Annotated in this window: 23 protein-coding genes; 13 read left to right on the plus strand and 10 right to left on the minus strand. The window is 73.1% G+C overall.

Annotated elements, in window-relative coordinates:
• The first annotated feature begins 17 nt into the window (after nt 1–17).
• A complete protein-coding gene (locus tag AB0J46_RS38990; protein ID WP_364339585.1) occupies nt 18–842 on the plus strand; it encodes a hypothetical protein in 825 nt (274 codons plus the stop codon).
• Here the strand turns inward: AB0J46_RS38990 and AB0J46_RS38995 are convergent.
• Genes AB0J46_RS38995 through AB0J46_RS39005 form a run of 3 tightly spaced genes read right to left on the minus strand, consistent with a single transcriptional unit; the run spans nt 826 to nt 2,974 of the window.
• Nucleotides 826–1,710: a Gfo/Idh/MocA family oxidoreductase gene (locus AB0J46_RS38995; RefSeq protein ID WP_358292079.1), complete on the minus strand. Its 885-nt coding sequence runs from the start codon at nt 1,708–1,710 to the stop codon at nt 826–828. The two genes, AB0J46_RS38990 and AB0J46_RS38995, sit on opposite strands and share 17 nt — an antisense overlap.
• A complete protein-coding gene (locus AB0J46_RS39000) occupies nt 1,707–2,618 on the minus strand; it encodes an NAD-dependent epimerase/dehydratase family protein (protein ID WP_364339587.1) in 912 nt (303 codons plus the stop codon). The genes AB0J46_RS38995 and AB0J46_RS39000 overlap by 4 nt, the downstream gene beginning before the upstream one ends.
• Before the next feature lie 2 nt (nt 2,619–2,620).
• The gene (locus AB0J46_RS39005) at nt 2,621–2,974 is read right to left on the minus strand and encodes a YrdB family protein (protein WP_364339590.1); all 354 of its coding nucleotides are present in this window, start codon (nt 2,972–2,974) and stop codon (nt 2,621–2,623) included.
• 117 nt (nt 2,975–3,091) lie between these two features.
• Between AB0J46_RS39005 and AB0J46_RS39010 the strand changes: the two genes are divergently transcribed.
• On the plus strand, nt 3,092–3,787 hold the full coding sequence (locus AB0J46_RS39010; protein WP_364339592.1) for a TetR/AcrR family transcriptional regulator: 696 nt from the start codon (nt 3,092–3,094) through the stop codon (nt 3,785–3,787).
• A gap of 67 nt (nt 3,788–3,854) precedes the next feature.
• Here the strand turns inward: AB0J46_RS39010 and leuA are convergent, their stop codons facing one another.
• Together leuA and ddaH are read right to left on the minus strand one after the other, a co-directional pair.
• Entirely contained in the window at nt 3,855–5,561 is a 1,707-nt protein-coding gene (gene leuA / locus AB0J46_RS39015) for a 2-isopropylmalate synthase (protein ID WP_364339594.1), read from the minus strand.
• Between the two features lie 259 nt (nt 5,562–5,820).
• On the minus strand, nt 5,821–6,579 hold the full coding sequence (gene ddaH, locus AB0J46_RS39020; protein ID WP_364339596.1) for a dimethylargininase: 759 nt from the start codon (nt 6,577–6,579) through the stop codon (nt 5,821–5,823).
• Between the two features lie 38 nt (nt 6,580–6,617).
• Between ddaH and AB0J46_RS39025 the strand changes: the two genes are divergently transcribed.
• The 6 genes from AB0J46_RS39025 to AB0J46_RS39050 all read left to right on the plus strand — a co-directional run bounded on the left by AB0J46_RS39025 (nt 6,618) and on the right by AB0J46_RS39050 (nt 13,477).
• Nucleotides 6,618–6,863 (plus strand): DUF2630 family protein, encoded by a 246-nt coding sequence (locus AB0J46_RS39025; protein WP_364339598.1) that lies wholly within the window; start codon nt 6,618–6,620, stop codon nt 6,861–6,863.
• Nucleotides 6,864–6,921: 58 nt separating this feature from the next.
• On the plus strand, nt 6,922–7,896 hold the full coding sequence (locus AB0J46_RS39030) for a GNAT family N-acetyltransferase (protein ID WP_364339600.1): 975 nt from the start codon (nt 6,922–6,924) through the stop codon (nt 7,894–7,896).
• Nucleotides 7,897–7,922: 26 nt separating this feature from the next.
• A complete protein-coding gene (locus AB0J46_RS39035; protein ID WP_364339602.1) occupies nt 7,923–10,061 on the plus strand; it encodes a glycoside hydrolase family 6 protein in 2,139 nt (712 codons plus the stop codon).
• A gap of 108 nt (nt 10,062–10,169) precedes the next feature.
• Nucleotides 10,170–11,480 carry an MFS transporter gene (locus AB0J46_RS39040; RefSeq protein WP_364339604.1) on the plus strand — a complete coding sequence of 437 codons (1,311 nt, stop codon included), beginning with the start codon at nt 10,170–10,172 and terminating at the stop codon, nt 11,478–11,480.
• 9 nt (nt 11,481–11,489) lie between these two features.
• Nucleotides 11,490–12,155, plus strand: coding sequence for a response regulator transcription factor (locus AB0J46_RS39045; RefSeq protein ID WP_364339606.1), 666 nt, complete (start codon nt 11,490–11,492; stop codon nt 12,153–12,155).
• Entirely contained in the window at nt 12,152–13,477 is a 1,326-nt protein-coding gene (locus AB0J46_RS39050) for a HAMP domain-containing sensor histidine kinase (RefSeq protein WP_364339608.1), read from the plus strand. The genes AB0J46_RS39045 and AB0J46_RS39050 overlap by 4 nt, the downstream gene beginning before the upstream one ends.
• Here the strand turns inward: AB0J46_RS39050 and AB0J46_RS39055 are convergent.
• Nucleotides 13,468–14,367 (minus strand): TAXI family TRAP transporter solute-binding subunit, encoded by a 900-nt coding sequence (locus AB0J46_RS39055; RefSeq protein ID WP_364339610.1) that lies wholly within the window; start codon nt 14,365–14,367, stop codon nt 13,468–13,470. The two genes, AB0J46_RS39050 and AB0J46_RS39055, sit on opposite strands and share 10 nt — an antisense overlap.
• 26 nt (nt 14,368–14,393) lie before the next feature.
• Here AB0J46_RS39055 and AB0J46_RS39060 point away from each other — a divergent pair, with 26 nt between their 5' ends.
• Both AB0J46_RS39060 and AB0J46_RS39065 read left to right on the plus strand, forming a co-directional pair.
• Nucleotides 14,394–15,125, plus strand: a complete 732-nt coding sequence (locus AB0J46_RS39060; RefSeq protein ID WP_364339612.1) for a Mut7-C RNAse domain-containing protein — start codon at nt 14,394–14,396, stop codon at nt 15,123–15,125.
• A 235-nt stretch (nt 15,126–15,360) separates the two neighbouring features.
• The gene (locus AB0J46_RS39065; protein ID WP_364339614.1) at nt 15,361–15,930 is read left to right on the plus strand and encodes a hypothetical protein; all 570 of its coding nucleotides are present in this window, start codon (nt 15,361–15,363) and stop codon (nt 15,928–15,930) included.
• 20 nt (nt 15,931–15,950) lie between these two features.
• Here the strand turns inward: AB0J46_RS39065 and AB0J46_RS39070 are convergent, their stop codons facing one another.
• Entirely contained in the window at nt 15,951–16,190 is a 240-nt protein-coding gene (locus tag AB0J46_RS39070) for a DUF397 domain-containing protein (RefSeq protein WP_364339616.1), read from the minus strand.
• Nucleotides 16,181–16,954, minus strand: coding sequence for a helix-turn-helix transcriptional regulator (locus tag AB0J46_RS39075; RefSeq protein ID WP_352352480.1), 774 nt, complete (start codon nt 16,952–16,954; stop codon nt 16,181–16,183). The genes AB0J46_RS39070 and AB0J46_RS39075 overlap by 10 nt, the downstream gene beginning before the upstream one ends.
• 107 nt (nt 16,955–17,061) lie before the next feature.
• Here AB0J46_RS39075 and AB0J46_RS39080 point away from each other — a divergent pair, with 107 nt between their 5' ends.
• On the plus strand, nt 17,062–17,502 hold the full coding sequence (locus AB0J46_RS39080; RefSeq protein ID WP_364339618.1) for an ATP-binding protein: 441 nt from the start codon (nt 17,062–17,064) through the stop codon (nt 17,500–17,502).
• On the opposite strand, the gene AB0J46_RS39085 is transcribed toward AB0J46_RS39080, so the two are convergent.
• Entirely contained in the window at nt 17,499–20,948 is a 3,450-nt protein-coding gene (locus AB0J46_RS39085; RefSeq protein ID WP_364339620.1) for a serine/threonine-protein kinase, read from the minus strand. The two genes, AB0J46_RS39080 and AB0J46_RS39085, sit on opposite strands and share 4 nt — an antisense overlap.
• Before the next feature lie 46 nt (nt 20,949–20,994).
• Here AB0J46_RS39085 and AB0J46_RS39090 point away from each other — a divergent pair, with 46 nt between their 5' ends.
• Nucleotides 20,995–23,562 carry a BTAD domain-containing putative transcriptional regulator gene (locus AB0J46_RS39090; RefSeq protein ID WP_364339622.1) on the plus strand — a complete coding sequence of 856 codons (2,568 nt, stop codon included), beginning with the start codon at nt 20,995–20,997 and terminating at the stop codon, nt 23,560–23,562.
• A gap of 147 nt (nt 23,563–23,709) precedes the next feature.
• On the plus strand, nt 23,710–24,183 hold the full coding sequence (locus tag AB0J46_RS39095) for a hypothetical protein (protein ID WP_364339625.1): 474 nt from the start codon (nt 23,710–23,712) through the stop codon (nt 24,181–24,183).
• Between the two features lie 54 nt (nt 24,184–24,237).
• Here the strand turns inward: AB0J46_RS39095 and era are convergent, their stop codons facing one another.
• Complete coding sequence (gene era / locus AB0J46_RS39100; protein WP_364339627.1) at nt 24,238–25,155, minus strand: GTPase Era; 918 nt, start codon at nt 25,153–25,155, stop codon at nt 24,238–24,240.
• Nucleotides 25,156–25,159 lie beyond the last annotated feature (4 nt).

Below are 25,159 nucleotides of genomic sequence, written 5' to 3' on the forward strand. Positions count from 1 at the left end.
CCCCGTAGAGTGGGAAAGTGCTCAGGTTGGTACTGTCTCTGGTCCTGCTCGATCCGGCTGGCGTCACCGATGTCGCGCAGCGCAGCGTCCCCGTCCCCCAGGTGCTGACCCCGGACGGCGACCGCCTGGGCTACGCGCCGGTCCCGCGCCCCTACACGGGGGCGCGGCGGCTGACCGGGGTGCTGCTCGGCCATGACCCCGTCACCCGCACCGACGTGTGGTGCGGCGGCGCGATCATCGGCTCGCGCAGCCGCAGCCTGGTGCTGACGGCCGCGCACTGCCTCTACCACGACGGCCGGCCGCTCAAGCGGCTGGTCTTCATGCCCGGGTTCGACAGGGGCAACCCGCGGCACGGCGTCTGGTCCGCGGTGCGCACGTGGGCGCCGGACCGCTGGCGGGCGAACCCCGACTCCCCCGACGTGCTGCCGTACGACGTCGGCCTGGTCGGGGTCGTCAAGGGCAAACGCCCGCTGGAGGACGTGGTCGGCCAGGGCCTGCCGCCCCTGCGCACGAGCCGCGGCGCCGGGCTGCGCGGGCTCGAACTGCTCGGCTACCCGGCGGGCAAGCGCTACCCGGGCACGCAGATGTACCGCTGCCTGGGCGACGCGGTCGAGGGCTCGACGGTGGGCCCCGGGCTGATGGTCACCCGCAACTGCCATGCCGCCGCCGGAGGGAGCGGCGGCCCGGTGCTGTACGGCGACTCGGTGGCGGGCGTGGTCTCCTCCTCCAGCCCGCTGAGCGACACCGACGGCTACACGGTGCTCGCCCGGCTGGGCGGGACGACGTTCGACCGCATGTTCGCCAGGGCCGACGAGTCGATGCGGGTCAGGAAGCCAGGCTGACGGCCTCTTCGCAGATGGCATGGGTGATCAGGGCGTCCTCGGCGCTGATCACCCGGCCCTCGCGGACCGCGAGCAGGAACTCCTGGCAGATCTGCTCGATGCCGCGCTGCCGGGCGACCGGCACCCAGTCGGGCCGCCTGGTGAGCGTCTCGCCGCCCTCGTAGTCGAGGACGTCGCCGAGGTTGACCACCCGCCGCTTGATGCCGTCGCCCATGACCTCGCAGGTCTCCTCGGCGGCGCCGCTGACCCGGTTCATGACGCCGATCGCGGTGAACCCGGCGCCCGACAGCTCAAGGACGATGTGTTCGAGCAGGTCGCGGCGGACGCGGGTGCGGATCCTGGTCTCGGTGACCGGGCCGGGGGCGAGGAACCTGAGCGTGTCCACGACGTGGATGAAGTCCTCGAAGATGGCCCGCCGGGGCGCGTCGGGGTAGTTGTCGCGGTTCTTCTCCAGCAGCACGAGGTGACGGGGAAGGGCCATGAGCCCCGCGTAGCCGGGGGCGTGGCGGCGGTTGAAGCCGACCATCAGCGACCTGCCCTCGGACTCGGCCAGGCGCACCAGGCGCTCGGACTCGGCCAGGCTGTAGGCGATCGGCTTGTCGACGTAGACGTGGATCCCGGCGCTGAGCAGCGGCTCGACGATCTCCGGGTGCGCCTCGGTCGCGGCGTGCACGAACGCGGCGTCGACCCCGGCCTTGATCACCTCGTCGACACTGGTGGACCGGTCGGCGACGCGGTAGGCGTCACCGAGCCGGTCGAGCCGCGCGGTGTTGCGGGTGCACAGGTGGAGGTCGAGGGACTGGGCGGCGAGCACGGGCAGGTACGCCTTCTCCGCGATGTCGCCCAGGCCGATCATGGCTATCTTCATCCGTCGAGCGTAGCCTTCAGCGCGGCCTCCACCGGCGTAGGCGCGACGCCGAAGACCTGCTGAAACGCCGAGGAGTCGAGCACGTAGGGCGCGGTGAACTGGTAGCGCACGTGCCGCAGCTCGCCGATCATGGGCGAGAACAGCCCGGACACCCGCAGCAGCGGCCACGGCAGCGTGGTCATCGTGGGCGCCGGCAGGTCCAGCAGGGCGGCCATCCGGGCGCCGACCTCGCGGAAGGTCATCGGGTCGTTGGTGGGCACGTGCCAGGGGCGGCCCCAGGCCCGCTCGTCGGCGCCGGCGGTGATCAGGGCGTCGGCCACGTCCGGCAGGTAGGTCCAGCTGTGCGGGACGTCGGCGGGGAAGACGAGCCGGATCGTCCGGCCGGCCCTGAGCGGGGGGATGAAGCGGGTGCCCAGGTGGGACTGGTCGGTGGCGCCGGGGCCGAAGAAGTCCGAGCCGCGCACCTCGGTCACCCTGATCCGCCCTGCGCGGTGGGCGGCCAGCGCGTCGTGCCAGATCTTCGCCCGCACCCGGGCCTTGGGGGTGGTGGAGGCCAGCGGCAGATCCTCGGTCATCGGGCCGGAGACGGGCCCGTACGGGTAGAGGTTGCCCAGGATGGCGAGGACGGCGCCGCTCGACTCCGCGGCGGCCAGGAACGAGGCGGCCATCGGCGGCCAGTCGGTCAGCCACCGGTGGTAGGCCGGGTTGACGCAGTTGTACAGGACGTCGGCCCCCTTGGCCAGCTCGGACAGCCGGGCCTGGTCGGCCACGTCGGCGGCCACCCTGACCGTGCCCTCCGGCCCGCGGCCCGACCGGGTCACGACAACGACCTCGTGCCCCTGCGCGGCGAGCTTGGCGGCCAGGTGCGTGCCGACCTGGCCGGACCCCACGACGACGTGCTTACCCATGATCAGACCTGCTTCCAGATGACGCGCAGCAGCGCGTTGACGACGAAGACGGCGGCGAAGACGATCGCCGGGGTGACCCGGCCGGCGGCGTAGAGCGCGAGCGCGCCGCCGCCGAACCAGACGATCTCCAGCGCGACGCGGGCCAGGCCGGTGAGCGGGATCGTGGCGTTCGCGCCGCCTCCCGCGCCGAACAGCGCCCACACGGCGACGAACAGCGCCGGGCCGCCCAGCCCGGCCAGGAGCTTGATCACCCAGTTGGGGCTGAGCGTGAAGCCCCAGTAGGCCACCGCGCCCAGCACGCCGAGCTCCAGGAAGAACATCAGGGCGGCGTTGGCGTTCTTGGCGAGGGCGAGCATGGGGATCTCCTGGGGGGGTGCGCTGTTCGCTTACGAGAGCAATGCTCTCTCAAAAGAGCGGCACTCGTCAAGAGCGGTGCTCTCGTTTTTTGCCAGTGCTCTGATAACCTGCTGTGCATGACAGCCAGCCGTACCGCGCGAGAGCGCGTGAGAGCCGAGCTCACCAGGGAGATCACCGACATCGCCCGCCGCCAACTGGCCACCGACGGCGCGGGCGGCCTGTCGCTGCGGGCCGTGGCGCGGGAGATGGGCATGGTCTCCTCGGCCATCTACCGCTACTTCCCGAGCCGCGACGACCTGCTGACCGCCCTGATCATCGACGGCTACAACGCGCTGGGCCAGGCCGTCGAGCAGGCCGAGGCCGCCTGCCCGCGCACGGCCCACCTCGGCCGCTGGCTGGCCGCCGGCCATGCCGTCCGCGACTGGGCGGTGGCCCACCCCCACGAGTACGCCCTGATCTACGGCTCCCCCGTGCCCGGCTACCAGGCGCCGCAGGACACCGTCGCGGCCCGGCTGCGCGACGTCACCGTGCTCGGCGCGATCGTCACCGACGCCTGGAACGCGGGCGGGCTGCACCCGCCGGCCGCCCCCGAGCCGCCCGCCGAGGTGGCCGCGGACGCCGAGAACATCCGTGCCCTGATGCCCGGCGTGCCCGACGACGTGGTGTGGCGGGCGATGGCGTCCTGGTCGACGCTCTACGGCTGGGTCAACTTCGAGGTGTTCGGCCAGTTCAACAACACGATCGACAGCCGGCGGGCGGCCTTCGACCATGCGCTGCGGCTGGCCGCCGCGGCACTCGGCCTCGCCGCGTGACCGGAACGTCCCCGCACGGCGAAAGGGGCAGGAGTGAACGTGCACTCCTGCCCCTTGCGCGAGAACGTCAGCGCGTGGCGCGGTTGACCGCCGAGATGATGGCCTTGAGCGAGGCCGTGGTGGTGTTGGCGTCGATACCCACGCCCCACAGCACCTGCCCGTCGACCTCGCACTCCAGGTAGGAGGCGGCCTTGGCGTCGCTGCCGGCGCTCATCGCGTGCTCGACGTAGTCGAGGACCCGCACCTTGATGCCGACGCCGGCGATGGCGTCGATGAAGGCCGAGATCGGGCCGTTGCCCACGCCCGCGATCTCCCGGATCTCACCGTCGAGGCGCACGTCGGCGCCGATGCGGTCTTTGTCGTCGACGGTCGACTCGTGGCGGTGGGCCATGAGGCTCAGCCGGCCCCAGCGGTTGGCGGGGTTGGGCAGGTACTCGTCGCGGAAGATCTCGTACATGGCGGTGGGGCTGATCTCGCCGCCGCCTTCGTCGGTGCGGGCCTGCACGACCTTGGAGAACTCGATCTGCAGCCGGCGCGGCAGGTCGAGCTGGTGGTCGGCCTTCATGATGTAGGCCACGCCGCCCTTGCCCGACTGGCTGTTGACCCGGATGACGGCCTCGTAGGTGCGGCCGATGTCCTTGGGGTCGATCGGCAGGTAGGGCACCGCCCAGGTGAACTCGGCCACCGGCGTGCCGGCCGCCGCGGCGTCGCGCTCCAGGTGCTCGAAGCCCTTCTTGATGGCGTCCTGGTGGGAGCCGGAGAAGGCGGTGTAGACCAGCTCGCCGCCCCACGGGTGGCGCGGGTGCACCGGCAGCTGGTTGCAGTACTCGGTGACGCGGCGGATCTCGTCGATGTCACTGAAGTCGATCTCGGGGTCGACGCCCTGCGAGAACAGGTTCATGCCCAGAGTGACCAGGCACACGTTGCCGGTGCGCTCGCCGTTGCCGAACAGGCAGCCCTCGATGCGGTCGGCGCCGGCCATGTAGCCCAGCTCGGCGGCGGCCACGGCGCTGCCCCGGTCGTTGTGCGGGTGCAGCGACAGCACGATCGAGTCGCGGTGCCGCAGGTTGCGGTGCATCCACTCGATCTGGTCGGCGTAGACGTTGGGCGTGGCCATCTCGACCGTGGCGGGCAGGTTGATGATGACCTTGCGGTCGGGGGTGGGCTGCCACACCTCGTTGACGGCGTCGCACACCTCGACGGCGTACTCCAGCTCGGTGCCGGTGAACGACTCGGGCGAGTACTGGTAGAAGACGTCGACGTCGGTGGCCTCGGCCAGCTTCCTGACCAGCTTGGCGCCCTCGACGGCGATGGCGGTGATGCCCTCCTTGTCCTGGCCGAACACGACGCGGCGCTGGAGGGTGGAGGTCGAGTTGTACAGGTGGACGATGGCCTGCTTGGCGCCCTCGATCGCCTCGAAGGTGCGCTCGATCAGCTCGGGCCTGGCCTGGGTCAGCACCTGGATGACGACGTCGTCGGGGATGCGGCCCTCGTCGATGATCTGCCGGACGAAGTCGAAGTCGGTCTGGGAGGCGGCCGGGAAGCCCACCTCGATCTCCTTGTAGCCCATGCGTACCAGCAGCTCGAACATCTGGAGCTTGCGGTGGGAGTCCATCGGGTCGATCAGGGCCTGGTTGCCGTCGCGCAGGTCGACCGCGCACCACCGGGGCGCCCTGGTGATGACCTGGTCGGGCCAGGTGCGATCGGTCAGCCGGATCGGTTCGAACGGCTGATAACGATGGGCCGGCATGGGACTGGGCTGCTGGGCGTTCATGTCTGCTGCTCCTCGTCGGTCGAGTCGAAAGCGGCCGACGCGCATGACTGGCTCCGCGACGAGGGAGCCGGCCTTACAGGCCCTCGCCGCGGCAGCTAAGAAGCAGCCCGCGCAGCATGCCAAGCACGCTACCAGACGTCTCGGGATTCGCTGCCCTTGATCTCACATCATGAGAGCCGATCGGTCCACCGATGGTGAAACACCAGGTCAGGGCCGCGAAATTCCGACGCGAGCCACTGTGGGTCCGGGATGAGCACGCTCAGGCAGGTGGCTGGTCCGGGATGAGCACGCTCAGGCAGGTGACGCAGCCCTCCAGCCGCTCGAACTCCGAGATGTCCACCCTCGTCACGACGAGCCCGCGCTTCTCCAGCATCGCCGCGGTCCTCGGGGCGGAGGCGGCCAGCAGCACCCGGTCGCCGCCCAGCGGCACCACGTGCGCGCCCGGCTCCTCCGGCGGTTCGAGCAGGCCGGGCAGCTCGACGCGACCGGGATCGCCGATGAGCGTCCCGTCGGGCAGGGCGGTCACCGCCGACTTCAGGTGCAGCACGCCGCGCAGGCCCACGGGCACGACCCGCCGCTCGGGCAGCAGGGCGGCGAGCTGGCTGACGCCCTCGTCGTCGGTGCGGGCCGACCTGCCGACGTAGACGGTGGGGCCGACCTGGAGCACGTCGCCGCCGTCCAGGGTGCCGGGGCGGGCGATCCGGACCGCCTTCAGGCCGAGCTCCCGTACGGCCCGCTCCACGGACTCCACCTCGGGACGCCGCTCCGGCGCGCCCGGCCGGGTGAGCACGGCCAGCCGCCCCGACACCACCACGGCGTCCTCCACGAAGGGCGCGTCGGGCAGGTGGTCGGCGTCCTCGGCGTAGACCGGCCGCCATCCGGCCGCGGCCAGCGCCGCGACGTAGGCGTCGTGCTGGTGACGAGCGCGTTCGTGGTCCACGGGCGCACGCTCGATGTGCGTGACGATGCCCTCGGCGATCCGGGGTCCGGGCTTCCTTACCAGCGCGATACCAGACATAGGGCGTGTTCTATCACGCAGTCGTTAGAGTCTTGGGCATGCGGGACGACGATATTCTCACCAGGATCAGCGCTCTGGTCGCCGAGGAGCACGAGCTGCGCGGCAGGCTGTCGGCGGGCGAGGTCACCTCCGACGATGAGCACGCGCGGGTCAAGCAGCTGGAGGTGGCGCTCGACCAGTGCTGGGACCTGCTCCGGCAGCGCCGGGCCAGGCGCGGCGCGGGCGAGGACCCCGACGGCGCGGCCGTCCGCCCGGCCGGCGAGGTGGAGAACTACCGGCAGTAGGGCCCGCCGGCGGTAAAACGGCTGGCCGGAGGCGGCGCCGATGCGATTGGCTGGACGGATGCACATCCAGCCAATCGACTTCGACCGGCCGGGCGAGCTGATGACGGGCCTGCACGACGCCTACCTGGCCGCCCACGCGCACGAGCCCGGCCCCAAGTTGTCGCTCACCCGTCTGTCCGTCATCGCCCTCCTGGGCCCTCCCGGCGACCGGGTCGAGTCCTGGGTCCTGACCGACGGCGGCAAGGTCGCCGGCGGCTACAGCCTGGCGCTGCCCCAGTCCGACAACCGGCACATGGGCTGGCTCTTCCCGCTCGTGGTCCGGCCCGAGCTGCGCGGCCGCGGCCTCGGCGGCGAGCTGTTCGAGCACGCCCTCGGCCGGATGCGCGCCCACGGCCGCACCCTGCTGCTCACCGAGACCCCCACCACCGGCGTCGGCGCCCGCTTCGCCCGCGCCCACGGGATGACGGTCGCGCTCCAGGAGGCCCGCCGCACGCTCGACCTGCGCACGGCCGACTGGGCCGCGCTGCGCGGCATGCTGCCCGAGGTGCCCGGCTACCGCGTCGAGCGGTTCGCCGGCCCGGCCGGGCCTGAGCTGCTGGCCGACCTCGCCACGCTGATGAGCGGCATGAACGACGCCCCGCGCGACGCCGACGTCGAGGACATGACCTTCGACCTCGACCGCCTGCGCCTGCGCGAGGAGCGCGTCACGGTCGGTGGCGAGACCTGTTACACGATGATCGCCAGGCGGGAGTCCGACGGCGCGCCCGCCGGCTACACGCGGATCTACCTCACCGCCGACCGCTCCGACGGCTGGGGCCACCAGGCCGACACCACCGTCCTGCGCGAGCACCGCGGCCATCGGCTGGGCCTGCTGCTCAAGCTGTCCAACCTGCTGTGGCTGCGCGAGCGCGAGCCCCACCTGGAGCGGATCATCACCTGGAACGCCACGTCCAACGCCCACATGCTGGCCATCAACGAGGCCATGGGGTTCGAGCTGCTCGACGAGTGGGACGAGTGGCGGCTGACGGTCTGACCTTTCCCCGGCTAACCTGACACGTCATGACGTTGGAGGCGCTGAGGGACGCGGATCCGCGGCAGGTGGGGCGCTACGCCCTCCTGGGCCGGCTGGGCGAGGGCGGCATGGGCGTCGTCTACCTGGGCGAGGAGCCCGGCGGCACGCGGGTGGCCGTCAAGCTCATCCACGCCAGGATGGACGCCGACCCCGACTTCCGGCGCAGGTTCGCCCGCGAGGTGGCCGCGGCCCGGCGGGTCGCCCGCTTCTGCACCGCCCCGGTGCTCGACGCCGACGTGCACGCGGACGTGGCGTACCTGGTCACCGAGTACGTCGAGGGGCCCAGCCTGGACGACGCGGTGCGCGACTCCGGGCCGCTGAAGGGCTCCGCGCTCGACGGGCTGGCCGCGGCCATGGCGATGGCGTTGCGGGCCATCCACGGGGCCGGGGTCGTGCACCGTGACCTCAAGCCGTCGAACGTGCTGCTGTCCCAGGTGGGGCCCAAGGTCATCGACTTCGGCATCGCGCGGCTGGCGGAGTCGGAGATGAGCAGCGCGATCGTGGGGACGCCGTCGTACATGTCGCCCGAGCAGGTGGCGGGGTCGCGGGTCGGGCCGGCCTCGGACATCTTCTCGTGGGGCTGCACGGTCGCCTTCGCCGCCGGGGGGCTGCCGCCGTTCGGGTCGGGGTCGGTGCCGACGATCCTGTTACGCATCGTCAACGAGGCTCCCGAGCTGCGGGGATTGTCGGGGCCGCTGCTCGACCTGGTGACCGCGTCGCTGGCCAAGAGCCCGGCCGCCCGCCCCACGGCCCAGGACCTGATGGACGCCCTCAGCACCGCCACCCCCTCCGCCGCCCTCCCCACCCCACCCCCCTCCCCCGCCCCCGTGACGCCGGCCACCCTCCCCCCTTCCCCTCCCACCGCCGGAACGCCGGCCACCGTCCCCCCTTCCCCTCCCACCGCCGGGACGCCGGCCACCGTCCCCCCTTCTCCTCTCGAAGGGACGGACGCGACGACGGCGGGGAAGCGGCGGACGAGGCTGCTGGCCGCGGCCGCGGCGGTCGTGGTGGCGACCGCCGGCGTCACCACGGCCCTGCTGTGGCCCCACGACGACACCCCCGCGAGCACCCGCACGGCCACCGGCACAGCCCCGGCCTCCACCGCCGCACCCCGCAACCCGCTGCGCGAGAACGGCGTCACCTTCTGGTCCGAGAAGGAGAAGGCCGCCGCCCGCCAGGCCGCCGTGTGGCAGAAGGAGCGTCCGGCCGACGCCGCGCTCATGGAGCGGCTGGCCGCCGTCCCGCACGCCATCCGCCTGAACCAGCCCGAGGTCAGGGCCACGGTCGAGACCGCCGTGACCGCCGCGCAGGAAGCGGGCGGCGTGCCCGTCTTCCTGGTCAACTACATGCCGGGCGGCGGCGACTGCGCCGCCGTCGGCGCAGGCGAGATGCAGGTCTACCAGCAGTGGGTCAAGGGCGTCGCCCGGCAGATCGGCGACCGCAAGGCCGTGATCATCCTGGAGCCGTCCAGCCTGGTCAACCTGCCCGGCGCCAAGGACTGCACGCTGGCCGGCACGGCCGAGCAGCGCTACCGCGACCTGCGCGAGGCCGTCCTGTCGCTCAAGACCGGGCATCCCGGCACGGCCGTCTACCTCGACGGCAGCCAGGACCTCTACCCCGGCACCGAGGTCATGGCCCAGCGCCTGATCGGCGCCGGGATCGACCGGGCCGACGGGTTCTTCGTCAACACCGCCGCCTTCCAGCCCACCCCCAAGGCCGTCGAGTACGGCAAGTCGCTGTCGGCCTGCATCGCCGTCATGCGCAGGACGGGCGGCGCCACCTGCCCGAAGGACGCCGACCCCGGCGGCGACCTGCCGCACTTCGTGGTGGACACGGCCAGGAACGGCCAGGGCTCGTGGTCGCCGACGAAGAAGTACAAGGACCCGCAGACCTGGTGCAACCCGCCGGGCCGAGGCGTCGGCGAGCGGCCCACGACCGACACGGGCGAGGAGCTGGCGGACGCCTACCTGTGGATCACCCGGGCCGGCAGCTCCGGCGGACGGTGCCGGCGCGGCACGAACGGCGACAAGGACCCCGAACGCGGCGTGGTGGCGCCGGAGAGCGGCCAGTGGTGGGCCGATCTGGCGCTCGAACGCGCGAAGAACGCCCGGCCCCCGTTGCGCTGAGGAAAACCCGATGTTAAGCGCACGTTAGATCTGAGCCGCCGCACCTTGTCCGAACAACCTTCTGGGGAGAGGCTCTGGCCTGCATCCACTCCCCCCAGGAGGTCCTACATGAACAAAGCGCGCGTGCCGTGGAAGGCAGTGATCGGCGGCTCCGTCGGCAATCTGGTCGAGTGGTACGACTGGTTCGTCTACAGCAGCTTCGCCGTGTACTTCGCCGCTTCGTTCTTCCCTGACGGGGACGACACGGCCAAGCTGCTCAACACCGCGGCGATCTTCGCCGTCGGCTTCTTCATGCGCCCGCTCGGCGGCTGGCTGCTCGGCCGGTACGCCGACCGCCGGGGCCGCAAGGCGGCGCTCACGCTCACCGTCACGCTGATGTCGGCCAGCGCGCTGCTGATCGCCATCGCCCCCACGTACGAGTCGGTCGGTTACGCCGGCGCGCTGGTCCTGGTGGTCGCGCGGCTGCTCCAGGGCCTGTCGGTGGGCGGCGAGTACGCCGCCAGCGCCACGTACCTGACCGAGGCCACCCCGCGCGGCCGGCGCGGCTTCGCCTCCAGCTTCCAGTACGTCTCCATGACCGCCGGCCAGCTCGTCGGCCTCGGCCTGCAGATCATCCTGCAGAACACGATGTCGAAGGAGGCCCTGAACTCCTACGGCTGGCGCGTGCCGTTCGTGGTCGGGGCCCTGGCCGCCGCCGTCGTGTTCTACCTGCGCCGCAGCCTGCTGGAGACCGAGGCGTACGGCGAGGAGGAAGAGGAGCGCCGGGACAAGGGCACCATCAGGCAGCTCCTGGCGCACAAGAAGGAGGCGCTGCTGGTCATCGCCCTGACCATGGGCGGCACGGTCGCGTACTACACCTACACGACGTACCTCACCAAGTACCTGTCGAACACCGCGGGCCTGCCGAAGGAGACGGCCACGCTGGTCAGCTTCTGCGCGCTGTTCATCTTCATGTGCCTGCAGCCGCTGGCCGGGTCGTTGTCGGACCGCATCGGGCGCCGGCCGCTGCTGATCACGTTCGGGATCGGGTCGATGCTGGGAACGGTGCCGCTGATGACCGCGCTGGGCGGGGCGAGCGGCTTCGGGGGCGCGCTCGTCCTGTCGCTCGCCGGCCTGGTGATCGTGACCGGCTACACTTCGATCAACGCGGTGGTGAAGGCCGAGCTGTTCCCGACGCACGTGCGCGCGCTGGGGGTCGCGCTGCCGTACGCGATCGCGAACGCGTTGTTCGGCGGCACCGCCGAGTACGTCGCCCTGTGGTTCAAGGACAAGGGCATCGAGTCCGGCTTCTACTGGTACGTCTCCGCCTGCGCCGCCGTCTCCCTGGTCGTCTACCTGACCATGCGCGAGACCCGCGACGCGGCGCTGTCCCGCAGCGAGGGCGCCGAGCCGTCGGATCCGGTCACCGCCCGCGTCTAACCTGGCACCATGCGGGTTCTCCTGGTCGAGGACGACGATCGTCTCGCCTCCGCGCTCACCACCGCGCTGGCCCGGCACGGCCATTCGGTCACCCGCGCCGGCCTGGCCGTCGACGCCCTCCGCCTGGCGGGGGGCGTCGACTTCGTCCTGCTCGACCTGGGCCTGCCCGACATGGACGGGCTCGACGTGCTGCGCCGGCTGCGCCGCGTCTCGGCGGTGCCGCTCATCGTGGTCACCGCGCGCACGCAGGAGCGCGAGGTGCTGCGCGGCCTGCGCTCGGGGGCCGACGACTACCTGGTCAAGCCGTTCCGCACGGTCGAGCTGATGGCCCGCATGGAGGCGGTGCTGCGGCGCGGCACGCGTCCGATGCCGGCGCGCGACCACGTGGTGTGCGTCGGCGACGTGCGCATCGACCTGGAGTGCAGGCAGGTCACGGTGGCCGGGCAGCCGGTGGCGCTGACCAGGCGCGAGTTCGACGTGCTGGCGCTGCTGGCCCGCGAGCCGGGCGTGGTGCGCAGCCGGGAGGAGATCCTCGACGAGGTCTGGGGCGATCCGCTGCTGTCGGCGTCCCGGTCGCTCGACGTGCACGTGGCGGGGCTGCGGTCCAAGACCGGGCGTCCCGGGCTGGTGGAGACGTTGCGCGGCACCGGCTACCGGCTGGGCCCGGCGGGATGAACGCGCGGCTGGTGGTCACGTTCACCACGCTGATCGTCTTCCTGATCGCGGCGCTGGCGGTGCCGCTCGGCCTGGCCTACGCCTCCCACCGGACCAACCGCCTGCTGCTCGACCGGCGCGCCGACGCCACCCGCTTCGCCGAGCTGGCCGACGCCGCGGCCCGCGACGACGACCGTACGGGCCTGATCACCGAGGTCTCCCGCTACGCCGACCTGTACGGCGCGGCCGTCCGGGTGCGCGACCGCGACGGCTCGATCCTGGTCTCGGCCGGCCGGTTCGAGGCCGACGACCGGGAGGCGACCCGGCTCGCGCTGTCCGGGCGCACGACCGAGGACCTGCCCACGGTCAGCCCGTTCGGCCCGGCCACGGTGCTGCTGGCCGAGCCCGCCGGGCGTGACGCGCAGGTGTCCGGCGTGGTGCTGCTGGAGGCCCCGACCGGGCAGGCCCGGCTGGACGTGTCGCTGGTCTGGGGCGCGCTGGCGGCGGGGGCGCTGGTCGCGCTGGCCTGGTCGGCGCTGGCGGCCCGGCGGCTGGCCCGCTGGATCCTGCGGCCGGTGACCGAGCTCGACCGCACCACGCGGGCCATCGCGCAGGGTCAGCTCGACGCGCGGGCGCATCCCGGGGCGGGCCCGTCGGAGCTGCGGCGGCTGGAGGAGCGCTTCAACGCGATGGCCGACGCGGTCTCGGCGGCGATGGAACGGCAGCGCGCCTTCGTGGCCGACGCCTCGCACGAGCTGCGCACCCCGCTCACCGTGCTCGGGCTGCGGCTGGAGAACCTGGAGCCGCACCTGCGTGAGGAGGGCACGGCCGAGTACGCCGAGGCGATGTCCGAGCTCGACCGGCTGGCGTTGCTGGTGGAGGACCTGCTGGCGCTGGCCAAGGTCGAGGCGGGCGCGGGCCTGGCGGGCAAGGAGGTCGGGCTCGGCGAGCGGCTGGCGGTGTGGCGCGAGGTCTTCGCGGCCAAGGGCGTGTGCCTGGTGGCCGACGTCCCCGCGGGCGCGGTGGTGCCGGAGGCGGCGGCCAGGATCGCCGACATCGCCCTGGACAACGCCCAGAAGTTCGTCCCCGAGGGCGGCACGGTGACGGTCACGCTCGACGGCGGGACGCTGCGCGTCGCCGACGACGGGCCGGGGCTGGACGCGGAGGAGCGGACCGAGGCGCTGGGGCGGTTCTGGCGGTCGGGGACGCACGCGAACGTCCCGGGCAGCGGGCTCGGCCTGGCCATCGCGGCCGAGCTGGCCAAGGCGTGCGGGGCCACCCTGCGGCTGCTGCCCGCCGTGCCGCACGGGCTGGTGGTCGAGCTGGCCCTGGGTCAGCCGTAGACCGAGCGGTAGTAGCGGGCCGCGCCCGGGTGCAGGGGCACGACGCCGGTGCCGATGGCGTAACGCCTGTCGAGGCGGCCGCCGGGGGCCGAGGGGGCCTGGAGGCGGTCGCGGGCGCGGAAGAGCGTCTCGGTGACGGTGAAGGCCAGGTCGTCGGGGAGCGTCGTACGGCACATCAGGTAGCTCGGCGTGCCCACGGTCGGCACCTGCCTGGCCAGCCCGTACGCGCCGGCCGGCACGGCGGCGTGCTCGTAGACCGGCCCGTAGCGGCGGCGCAGCACCGGCACCAGCGACTCCAGCGGCACCAGCGCGATGTCGTCGAGCGCGGCGAGCGCGGGCGTCGGCACGCCGCCCGACCAGAAGAACGCCTCGATCCGGCCGCCGCGCAGCTCGGTGACGGAGGCGTCGAGGCCGAGCCGGGTGATCTGCGGCGGCGTGCGCAGCCCGGCGGCCGACAACACGCGCGTCGCGGTCACCGCCGTGCCCGACCCCTCGACCCCGATCGACACCGGACGCCCCGCCAGGTCGCCGACGCCGGTGATGCGCGCGCCCTCGCGGACGACCAGATGCACGTAGTTCATGTACATCCGGGCCAGCGCGGAGACCGGCTGGTGGCGCACCCTGACCGCGTCGTCGGCGCTGTCGGCCAGCGCGAACCCGACGTCGGCCCGGCCGCCGGCCATCATGGTGAGGTTCTGGACGCTGGCCGCGGTCTCCACCACCCGCACGGTCAGCCCGTCGTGCCGCAGCTCGCCCGCCAGCCGCTGCCCGAGCGCGCCGTACGGGCCGCCCGCCAGCCCGGTGACCAGCCGCAGCTCGGCGGGCCTGGCCGCGGAGCAGCCGGCCGCGAGCGCGGCGAGCCCGAGGAAGGCTCGGCGGGAGATGGGCATGATTTCACGGTATCCGGTCGCGCAGAATGGACAGTGTGACCGAACGGGACGCACGCCTGCGCATCGCCGCCGAGCTGAGGATGTTCGTGCCCGTGAGCCGCCGGGGGGAGTGGCAGCGGGTGACCACCGACGGCACCTCGACGCTCGGCCATCATGTGGAGTCGCTCGGCATCCCGCTGACCGAGGCGGGGCCGATGGTGTCGGACGGCCGCGGCGTGGCCCCGTCCCACCTGCTCGCGCCGGGCGAGACGGTCGAGGTGCACCCGCTGCCCCGGCCGCAGCCGTTGCCCGCCGGGCCGCGGTTCCTGCTCGACGTGCACCTCGGCACGCTGGCCCGGCGGTTGCGCCTGCTCGGCGTGGACACCGCGTACCACAACGACATGGACGATCCGGCGCTGGTGGTCCAGGCCAACGAGGAGCGGCGGGTGCTGCTCACCCAGGACCGCGGCCTGCTGCGCCGCCGCGCGCTGTGGCTGGGCGCCTACGTCCGCGGCTCGCGCCCCGCCGACCAGCTCCGCGACGTGCTCGAACGCTTCGAGCCACCGCTGGCCCCGTGGACGCGCTGCACGGCCTGCAACGGCGTGCTCGTGCCGGTGACGAAGGAGGAGGTCGGGTCGCTGCTGGAGGCCGGCACCCGGCGCAGCTACGACGCTTACGGCCGGTGCGGCGGCTGCGGCCAGGTCTACTGGCAGGGTGCGCACAGCGACAACCTTGAGGAGATCGTGCAATCGGCGCGTATTTGGGCCAATAGCCGCTGATTCGCGCTTTGAGAACGACCGTCAAGTTGATCTCAAAAACACCCTCGGCCGGGGGTTACGCGGACGATCAAGGGTATGAGCAGGGGAAACGGCATCACCCGAAATCGGGTGCATACTGACACCCTTCCACCCCGTTGAGCAAAAGACTCCAATTCGGCGTTTATCCGGAAAAATCGGGATACGTCGCGTTTCCGCGTATCCATCTCGCGGCGCACGATCGGGGGAAATACCGCAAATGGCCAAGAATCGAAAGCTCGGCCACGGCGCCGGGCCCGCTCCACGCGTATGGAGCGCCAGAAGGAAGTGGGCCACCGCCATTGTCGGCATGGCCACGACGCTGGTGGGCCTGCCCGGCGTCGTGGTGAAGTACAGCCAGGCGCAGAGCGAGCGGGAGACGCCCCGGCTCGTCATCACCGCACCCGTCACCGGCCCCGGGGCCACCGCCTCGCCCTGCCCGCTGGTGAGAGGCACCGCCACGCTGCCCGAGGGCACGAGCCTGCTGATCGGCGTACGCCGGACGACCGGCACGCCGCGCACCAGACACACCCGCTTCTACCGCGTCGACCCCGTACGGGCCTCCGGCCAGTGGGACGTGCCCGTCTCGCTCGAAGGCGACGACCCCGCGATGGCCGGGGAGTGGTATGCGATCACCGCGCTCACCGTGCCGACCGAGTGGGCCGACTTCCTGGAGAAGGTCGGCGGCACCCCGGGCGATCCGCTGATGTCCGCCTCCGCGATGCCGCCGCACGTGGGCGAGACGCCCGCCATAGAGGTCCAGCGGGACGCCGGCCCCGCCACCTGCTGAACCCCACCGCGACCTCGCCGTCAGGCGCGGTCGAACTCGCTCGCCTTCACGCCCGCCACGAACGCGTCCCACTCGGCGGGCGTGAAGAACAGCTTGGGCCCGTCGGGGTCCTTGGAGTCACGCACGACGACCAGCTCAGCCTGCCCGCCCTTGTGCTCAGGGCCGCCAGGAACGTTCTTGAGCTCGGCGATCTCGACGCAGTTGCCGCCGTTGTCGCCGGAAAAACTGGACTTCTGCCACTGGGCACAGCTCAGGTCCATCGTTCCACCATGGCTTTCTTTATCGTTTCAAGGGACATGCTCAAGGGCAACGCCTCGGTACGGATGGCCTCGAACCGCTCCACGGCCGCCGAGACGTCCTCATGATCGCTCGTCGTGATGCCGCGCACCGCGGTTTCCGCGTACAACACCTCGGAACCTCCGTCCAGGGTCGCGATCACGAAGCCCCCCGTCAAGCCGGAGTGCAGCCCGTGCGGGAGGACCTGGATGCTGAGCCGCGGGGTGACCGCGTCGAGCAGCCGCCGCAGTTGACCCTTCATCAGCTCCGGCCCGCCGATGGGCCGGAACAGCACCGCCTCGTCGATGACGCAGCGCAGCGACGGAGGGTCGTCGCGGGCAAGGATCGCCTGCCTCTCCATGCGCGCGGCCACCGCGGCCTCGTTGCCGCGCAGCAGGGCGCGGGCGTACTGCTCGGTCTGCAGGAGGCCGGGCACCAGGAGCGGCTCGTAGGTGCGCAGGGTGAGCGCCGCCTGCTCCTTCTCGTGCCACTTGCCGAACCAGGAGGGGAAGATCTGACCCTTGCGCCAGTCGAGGAGGCGGCGCAGGGCTCCGCCGGTGCCGAGGGCCTTGTCGCAGGCCTCGGCGAACTCGGGGCTGGCCGGGAGCTGACCGGTCTCGACGCCGCTGATCAGGCCCTCGCTGAAATGGATGCGCTCGGCGAGCTGCCCCTGTGTCAGGCCCGCCGCCTTCCGGTAGTGCCGCAACTCTCTGCCCCATATCGCCTGAGGCGCGTAGAAGTCGGCCACCCTGCCCTCCCCTCGCCCGGGTTCAACGCCAACGGCACGGACTTCAAAGTCCACTCCTTGCAATCAGATCACTACCGACCGTAGTCATATGGCGTCACGCTGGCCACATGAAATCCGAAAGTCCCGCCGTGACGCTCGCCGACCGGCGGCCCCTGCCGGACACGGTCCTCGGTGAACGGCGGATGCCCCGGCACCCCGGCTGCGTCTCCTCCGTGCGGCGGTTCGTCCGCGACCTCGCCAAGGATCACGAAGCGGCGGAGGCCGCCGTCGAGATCGCCCAGCTTCTCGTCTCGGAGCTGGTCACCAACGCGCTCACCCACGCCCGCTCGGCGGAACCCGTCCGGGTCGTGGTGATCCGGGAGGGCCGGCTGCTGACCGTGGAGGTCCGCGACTCGTGCGCGGCCCTTCCCCGGATGGGCCAGGCCGATCCGCTGGCCTGCCGGGGGCGGGGGCTGGCCATCGTGCACAGCCTGTCCCACGACTGGGGCTGGAACCCCGTGCCGCCCGGCAAGGCGGTCTGGTTCCAGGTCGTCGCCTGGGCGTCCTAGCGGCACACGTCGAACGGCTCGACCCCCGGCAGGTACGCCCGCCACTCCGCCGCCGTGAGCGCGCGGCCGGCGCGGGCGCACACGGTCGCGGCCACGTGCCGCCGGTCGAGGTCGTGCGTACGGAAGGCGCCGTCGTCGTCCAGGGTGTACAGCTTGGTGCCGTCGGCCGAGAAGCTGAGCCAGACGTTGTCGCCCGTCGACTCCGCCATCGCGTCGAACACGACCCCGACGTACCGCCGCGAGGCCACGTCCCACAGACGGATCCGCGGGCCCTTCTCGTACGTGGCGATCAACCGCCCGTCGGGCGACCAGACCGGCAGCGCGAACTGCTCCGCGCCCGGCACGCTGGGGAAGGCGCCGAGCATGGTCCGCAGGTCCCGGTCCCACAGCGTGATCCGGTCAGGATGCGAGAAGGCCACCTGGCGGCCGTCCGGGCTGTAGGCGAAGGCGCCGCCGACCCGCCGGGCCTCGGCCCCCACCGGCAGCGCGGTCCCGCCCGCCGGATCGTAGAGCCGCACCTCGGGGCCTCCCATGAGCAGCCGCGAACCGTCCGGCGCGAAGCTCATCGGCCCGGCGCCCGTCACCTTCGTGGTCCGCGCCCGCGAACTCGCGAGATCGTGCAGCTCCAGCGGCAGCTGCCCCTCGAACCTGGACGGCAGCACGGCCAGGGTCCGGCCGCCGGGGTCGAAGGCGAGCGCGTCGGCCTTCTCCGCCCCCTTCCCGGCCAGCCCGAACGCCTGCGTCTCCCGCCCGCTCGCGACGTCGAGCACGCGGACGCGGGCGCCGTCGCCGTAGGCCAGCCGTGTGCCGTCCGCGCTGAAGGCCATCGCCGAGCCGTCGCCCTTCCAGGCGATCGGGCCGGCCAGACGGCGGCGGGTCGCCGGGTCGAGCAGTTCGAGCCGGTCGTCCCGCTTGACGGCCAGGACCCGGCCGTCCGGGCTCATCCGCAGGTCGTGCAGCTCGTCGCCGAGCCGGGGATCGAACAGCGTGGAGACATCGACGGTGGAGACGCCGCCCGCCGCGTCCAGCAGGCGTACGGCCTTGCCCGCCAGGTCGAAGCGGACCTGCGTGACGCCGTCCGGCACCGGCAGCAGCAGAGCGGTCACCAGGCTGTCGCGCGGCCGCAGGACGAGCAGGTCCGCCGGTCGCCACGTGGCCACGTACCGGCCGTCGAAGACCAGGTCCGCGGCCTGGGCGTTCTCGCCTTCGAGCTCGTACTCGGTGGTGCCGGAGGGCAGCTCGTACAGGCGGACCTTGGGTTTGTCGTGGCGGGCCACGTCCTCGACGACCACGAGGGCGCGCCCGTCGTCGCTGAACCTGGCCTCGACGGTGGTGCCGGTGCCGGGCAGCGTCGGCAGGTCCAGCCGCCGGCGGCGGCCCAGGTCCCACACCTCGGACCGGTCCTCGCTGTCGGCGACGAAGCCGTAGCGGCCGTCGGGGCTGACGCCGTTGAGTATCGCGCCGCCGGGGGCGGTGAGGGGCTTACGGGTGGCGACGTCCCACCACTGCTCGCCGTCGGAGCCGTACGGCACCGCGAGCCGGCGGCCGGTGCGGTCGAACTCCAGCGCCCCGAACCCGCCCGCCCTGGTCGCGAACCGGCCGCCGAGGCGGCTGCCGGTGACGGCGTCCCACAGCCGCACGCCCTTGTCGTCCAGGGCGGCCAGCAGGCGGCCGTCGAGGCTCACGGCGACACTCTGCACGCCCGCGCCGAGTCCGGCCAGCTCGTGCAGCTTCCGGCCGGTCGGGACATCCCAGACGCGGGCGGTGCCGTCCGTCACGGAGGCCAGGACGTGACCGTCCGTGCTGAGCGCCTGCACGCTCCCCGCGTCCACGTACGGCGCCACGAAGACGTCGGTGACGTGCTGGGAGCCCGCGTCGTACAGCGCGCCCGCCGTCTCCACCAGCGCCGGGGCCAGCCGCCAGGCCGCCACGGAGAGCAGGCCGGCCAGCGCGGGCTCCAGCTCGCGCAGCCCGGCGGCGCGCAGCGCCAGCTCCCTGGCCAGCGCCTCGTCCCGTTGCCGGGCCGACTCCCTGCGCAGGTACTCCGCCGCGCCGAGCCCGCCCAGCGCAACCACCAGCAGCACCGCCAGCACGGCGGCGAGCAGGCCGCGCCGCCGGGTGCGCCTGCGGGCCTGCCCCGAGGCGGCGTCCAGGAAGTCGCGCTCGCGTCCGGCCAGGGTGAGGTCCTTGCGTTCGGTGGCGGCCCACTGCAGCGTCCGGTCCAGGTTGGTGCCCTGGAGCAGGTCGGCGGGCTTGCGGCCGTGGGCGTCCCATTCAGCGGCGGCCTCGGCCAGGCGGCGGTGCACGGGCAGCCCCTCGCGGTTGCCCGCCAGCCAGTCGCGCAGCCGCGGCCACGCCTGCACCAGGCCGGGAGCGACCAGCTCGTACGCGTCACCGCCCGGCGCCAGGATGCCCGCCGAGACGAACACGGCGAGCATCGAGTCGACCGCCTTGGCCTCGGGCAGCTCCTCGCGCTCCACGGGACGCAGGCCGTCGTCGTCGAGCAGCCGCAGGAAGACCTCGGGCACGGCCGTCCGCTCGTCCTCGCTCAGCTCGCCGTAGAGCTCTTCGGCGATCGCCCCCAGATCGGGCCCGGCCTGCCCCCTCAGCTCCCCCGCCACGATCCCGCCACGGGCCAGGGGGTCGCCGACGTCCCGGCGGGCGCCCTCCGCCAGCAGGCGGAGCAGCAGGTCCCCGGCGGCGGGACGGGCGGCGGGATCGCGGGCGGTGGCCGCCGACACCAGCGGGGCCAGCTCCTCCGGCAGCCCGGCGACGTCCGCCTCGAACTCCAGCACCCGGCCCACGACCGCCATCGGCTCGCCGGCCTCGACGGCGTCGCGCCCCCGCGCCGCGAACAGCACCACCATCCCCCACGCCCACACGTCGGCCGCCTCGGTGGCGGCGCGCCCGGTGAGCACCTCGGGCGCCATGTAACCCGGCGTGCCCATGATCGGCCCGGTCGTGGTCGGCCCCACCTCCCTGGCCACGCCGAAGTCGATCACGCGCGGGCCGTCCGGGCCCAGGATGATGTTGTCCGGCTTGAGGTCGCGGTGGACGATCCCGGCCTGGTGGATGGCCGTCAGCGCGGTCGCGACGCCGATCGCCAGGCGGCGCAGCGCGTCCCCCTCGTACGCCCCCGCCTCCGCGGCCACCTCCCGCAGGCTCGGGCCCGGGACGTACTCGCTGACGATGTACAGCGGCGCGTCGTCCACCTGCGCCTCGATCACCCTGGCCGTGCAGAACGAGGCCACCCGCTGGGCCGCCGCCGCCTCCTTGGCCAGCCTGGACCGCGACTCCGGGCTGTCGGACCTGGGCACCTTGACCGCGACGCGCTCCCCGGCCTCGCCGTACGCCTCGTAGACCACGCCCTGGCCGCCCGCGCCCAGCCGTCCGGCCAGCCAGTAACGGCCCAAGCGGTGCGGGTCAGACGAAATCAGGGCAGCCATCAGATGTGCCATTCTGATCGACATCTCCTCCGAAAAGGAAGGCCGCGTGGAATTCCGCATCATGGGGCCGCTCGACGTTCGCGACGGCGGCCGGGATCGCACCCCCACGACCCCGAAGCACCGGGACCTGCTGGCGATGTTCCTGCTGAACGCGGGCCGCCCGCTGACCGTGGAACGGCTGCGCCGGCTGCTGTGGCCACGCGAGGGCGGCGACCGCTCCGACTCCCTCGTCCGCGGGTACGTGGGCCAGCTCCGCCAGCTCCTGGGCAAGGACGTGATCACGACCGTGTCCGGCTCGTACGTGCTGGCGATCGGCGGCCACCAGCTGGACGTCGACCGGTTCCGGCTGCTGGTCGACCGCGGCTCGTACGAGGAGGCCCTGTCGCTGTGGCGCGGCCCCGCCCTGGAGGACCTCGACCCCGACGGCGAGCGGTGGGAGGAGACCCGGCGCCTGCGCGAGGAGCTGGAGGAGCTGCGCCTGCTCGCCCTGGAACGCCGCGTCCAGGCCGACCTCGACGCCGGCCGCCACCGCGAGCTGCTGGCCGAGCTGAAACGGCTGTCCAAGCAGCACCCGCTGTGGCAGCGCTTCCGCGGCCAGTACATGCTGGCCCTCTACCGCAGCGGCCGCCGGGTCGACGCCCTCGCCGCGTACGCGGTGCTGCGCGACCAGCTCGACGGCGGCCACGCGATCGAGCCCGACCCCGAGCTGCAACTGCTCTACCACCGCATGCTCCACGACGACGTGTCGCTGCACGTCTCGGCGGGCCCCCCGGTGCTGCTGCCGCCGGACATCGCGAACTTCACCGGCCGCGCCGACCTGCTCGACCGGGTGGTCGGCGGCCACGTCGTCGTGCACGGCCAGGCCGGCGCGGGCAAGTCGGCCCTGGCCGTGCACGCCGCCTGGCGGGCCCGCGAGTCCTTCCCCGACGGCATCCTGTACGCCGACCTGCGCGAGACCACGGCCCCCTCGGCCGTCCTGGAGGACTTCCTGCGCTGGCTCGGCTGCCCGGCCCAGGCCATCCCGGCCGGGCTGGAGCAGCGCGAGCGCCTGTTCCGCACCTACACGGCCAACCGCCGCCTGCTGGTGCTGCTGGACAACGCCGCCGGCGAGGCCCAGGTGCGCCCGCTGCTGACGTCCTGCCCGACGGTCGTGACCAGCCGCTCGTCGCTGGGCGGCCTGACCGGCGCGACCCGGCTGTCGGTCGGCGTGCTCGACCGGCAGGACGCCCTGGCCCTGCTCGTGGCCGGCTCCGGACGGCCCGCGGACGAGGCGCTGCACCGGCTGGCCCGCTTCTGCGGCGGCCTGCCGATCGCGCTGCGCATCGCCGCCTCCAGGCTGGCGGCCCGCCCGAACTGGACGGTGGACTACCTGGTGGGCCTCCTTGAGGACGAGCACAAGCGGCTCGACCGGCTGCACGCGGGCGATCAGACGGTCCGCAGCGTGTTCGCCATCGGCTACGAGGGGCTGCCCGAACCGGCCAGGCGGACGTTACGCGGCCTCGGCGCCCTGTCGGCCCCCGACTTCGCCGACTGGCTCACCGACCGGCTCGGCGGCGGCGCCGAGGCCCTGGTGGACGCCGGCCTGCTGGAGACGCACGGCGTGGACGCGGCCGGCCAGATCCGCTACCGCATGCACGACCTGACCCGGCTGTTCGCGCGCGAGCAGCCGCTGCCGGGCGTGCTGGCCGAGGTGTCGGAGCTCGTTCTGGCCCGGGTGCGGGCCTCGCGCTTCTCGCTGGTGTCGGGCGACCCCGGCACGGCCGTGGCGACCAGGGACATCAGGGAGTCGGTCGAGTGGCTGGACGCCGAGCGGCCGTTCCTGGTGAGCCTGGTGGCCGACCTGCACGCAGCCGGGCTCGACGAGCCGTGCTGGCGGCTGGCCCACCTGCTGGGGCCGTACCTGGAGCGGCACCGGTTCCTCGACGACTGGCGGGCGGTCTCGGAGCGGGCGCTGGAGTCCGCGCGGCGGGCCGGCGACGACCGGGGCGAGGCGCTCGTCCTGCTCGGCCAGGGCGACCTGCACCTGGCCGAGCGCGAATGGGACCTGGCCCACGAGAAGCTGCGGCTGGCGCTCGGCATGTTCCTGCGGCAGGGCCGCACCCGCGACGTCAACCACACCCGCCGCCGCCTGGGCCGGGTGCACCTGGAGCGGGACCGGCTGGAGGAGGCCGAGCGGGCGCTGCTGGCCTGCCTGGAGGCGGCCGACCACCAGCGGGACGCCGCCGACGCCGAGCGCGTGCTCGGCGCGGTGCTGCGCCGCGCGGGCCGGCTGGAGGAGGCCGCCGTCCACCTCTCGGCGGCCGTCGGTCACCTGACGGAGCTGGGCGACCGTCATCGGCAGGCCGACACCCTGCTCGATCTGGCCGCCGTACGGCTGGCGCAGGGCGCCAAGGCCGACGCCAGGTCGGCCGCCGAACGTGCCAGGGGCATCGCCGTACGGCTCGGCGACCGCCTGCTGGACGCGTACGCGCTGCTGGCCCTGGCCGGGGTCAACCGGGCCGAGGGGGCCGCCGGGCGCGCCCGCGAGCTGGCCACGGCCGCCCTGGAGGTCTTCGACGAGACCGGCGACCGCCGTGCCGCCGCCAACGCCCGCGCCTTCCTGTCCACCCCCTGACCCCGCCTCTACTGCGCACCCCGCCGGCCGTCACCCGGTCCCCGTCGCCCCCCTTTCCACCCCCGCCCGCCGCGGTGGGTGGCCGGCTTGGTGACGAGTCCGTCGCGTCGGGTGGTGAGGGCCGGTGGCCCGGCTTACAGTGATCGTGTGGCCGATGACCTCAAGCCCGCCCGGACGACGTCCGCCCGCCGCGGCGCCGCGCTGGCCGTCGCCGTCGCGGCCGCCCTCCTGGTGCTCACCGCGATCATGCCCTGGGCCGGCGTCGAGGCCCGCAGCGACCTGATCGGCGCCGGCGTCTCCGACGACGTGCGCGGCGTCGACGTCAGCACGGGCCTCTACACGTTGCTCGCCGGGCTGGCCGCGCTGGCGCTCGGCGTCACGGGCCTGCTGGGCGGCCGGCCACGCGTGGCGGCGCTGGCGGTGGTGCCGGGCGCGGTGGCCACGCTGCTGCTGGTGATGTTCGTCGCCGACCCGCAGCGCATCGGCGACCGGCTCTCCATCGACCTGGGCGGGCTGCTGTCGGTCGAGCCGGTCATCAGGTTCGGCTGGTTCGCCGCGCTGGCCTGCTCGGTCGCGATCGTGGTGCTGTCCGTGCTGGCCCTGCTGCGCCGCGCACGCTGACCGCCCGGCCCGGCGGGATCACCGGCAGCGTCACCGGCGGCGTCACCGGCGGGGTCAGTCGAAGAAGCCGAGGCGGCGCAGCTGCTTGGGGTCGCGCTGCCAGTCCTTGGCCACGCTGATCCGCAGGTCGAGGTAGACCCGCGTGCCGAGCAGCGCCTCGATCTGCTTGCGGGCCCTGGTGCCCACGTCGCGCAGCCGCTCGCCCTTGTGCCCGATGACGATGGCCTTCTGGGAGGGCCGCTCGACGAACATGTGGGCGTAGATGTCGAGCAGGTCGTCGCGCCCCTCGCGGGGCATCATCTCGTCGACGACCACGGCGATCGAGTGCGGCAGCTCGTCGCGCACGCCCTCCAGGGCCGCCTCCCTGATCAGCTCGCCCACCATCACCTGCTCGGGCTCGTCGGTGAGCTGCCCGCCCTCGTACAGCGGCGGCGACTCGGGCAGGTGCTCGATCAGCACGTCGCCCAGCACGTCGAGCTGCTCGCCCGACTGCGCCGACACCGGCACGACCGCCGCGAACTCGGCCACCTGCGACACCGCGAGCAGCTGCTGGGCGACCTGCTCCCGGCTCGCCAGGTCGCACTTGGTCACCACGGCGACCACCGGCGTCTTCTTCACCGCCGCCAGCTTGTCGGCGATGAAGCGGTCGCCCTTGCCGATCGGCTCGTTGGCCGGCACGCAGAAGCCGATCACGTCGACCTCGGTGAGCGTGGACAGCACCAGGCTGTCCAGCCGCTCGCCGAGCAGGGTGCGCGGCCGGTGCAGGCCCGGCGTGTCCACGATGACGATCTGGGCGTCGGGGCGGTGCACGATGCCCCTGATGACCCGCCTGGTCGTCTGCGGCTTGGACGAGGTGATCGCCACCTTGGCGCCGACCAGGGCGTTCATCAATGTGGACTTGCCGACGTTCGGCCTTCCCACGAAGCAGGCGAATCCGGCGCGATGATTGTCTGGCGAAGTCACATTGTGCATTGTC

Origin of the sequence: Nonomuraea sp. NPDC049758 (assembly GCF_040674635.1) — a bacterium.
Taxonomy (GTDB): Bacteria; Actinomycetota; Actinomycetes; order Streptosporangiales; family Streptosporangiaceae; genus Nonomuraea.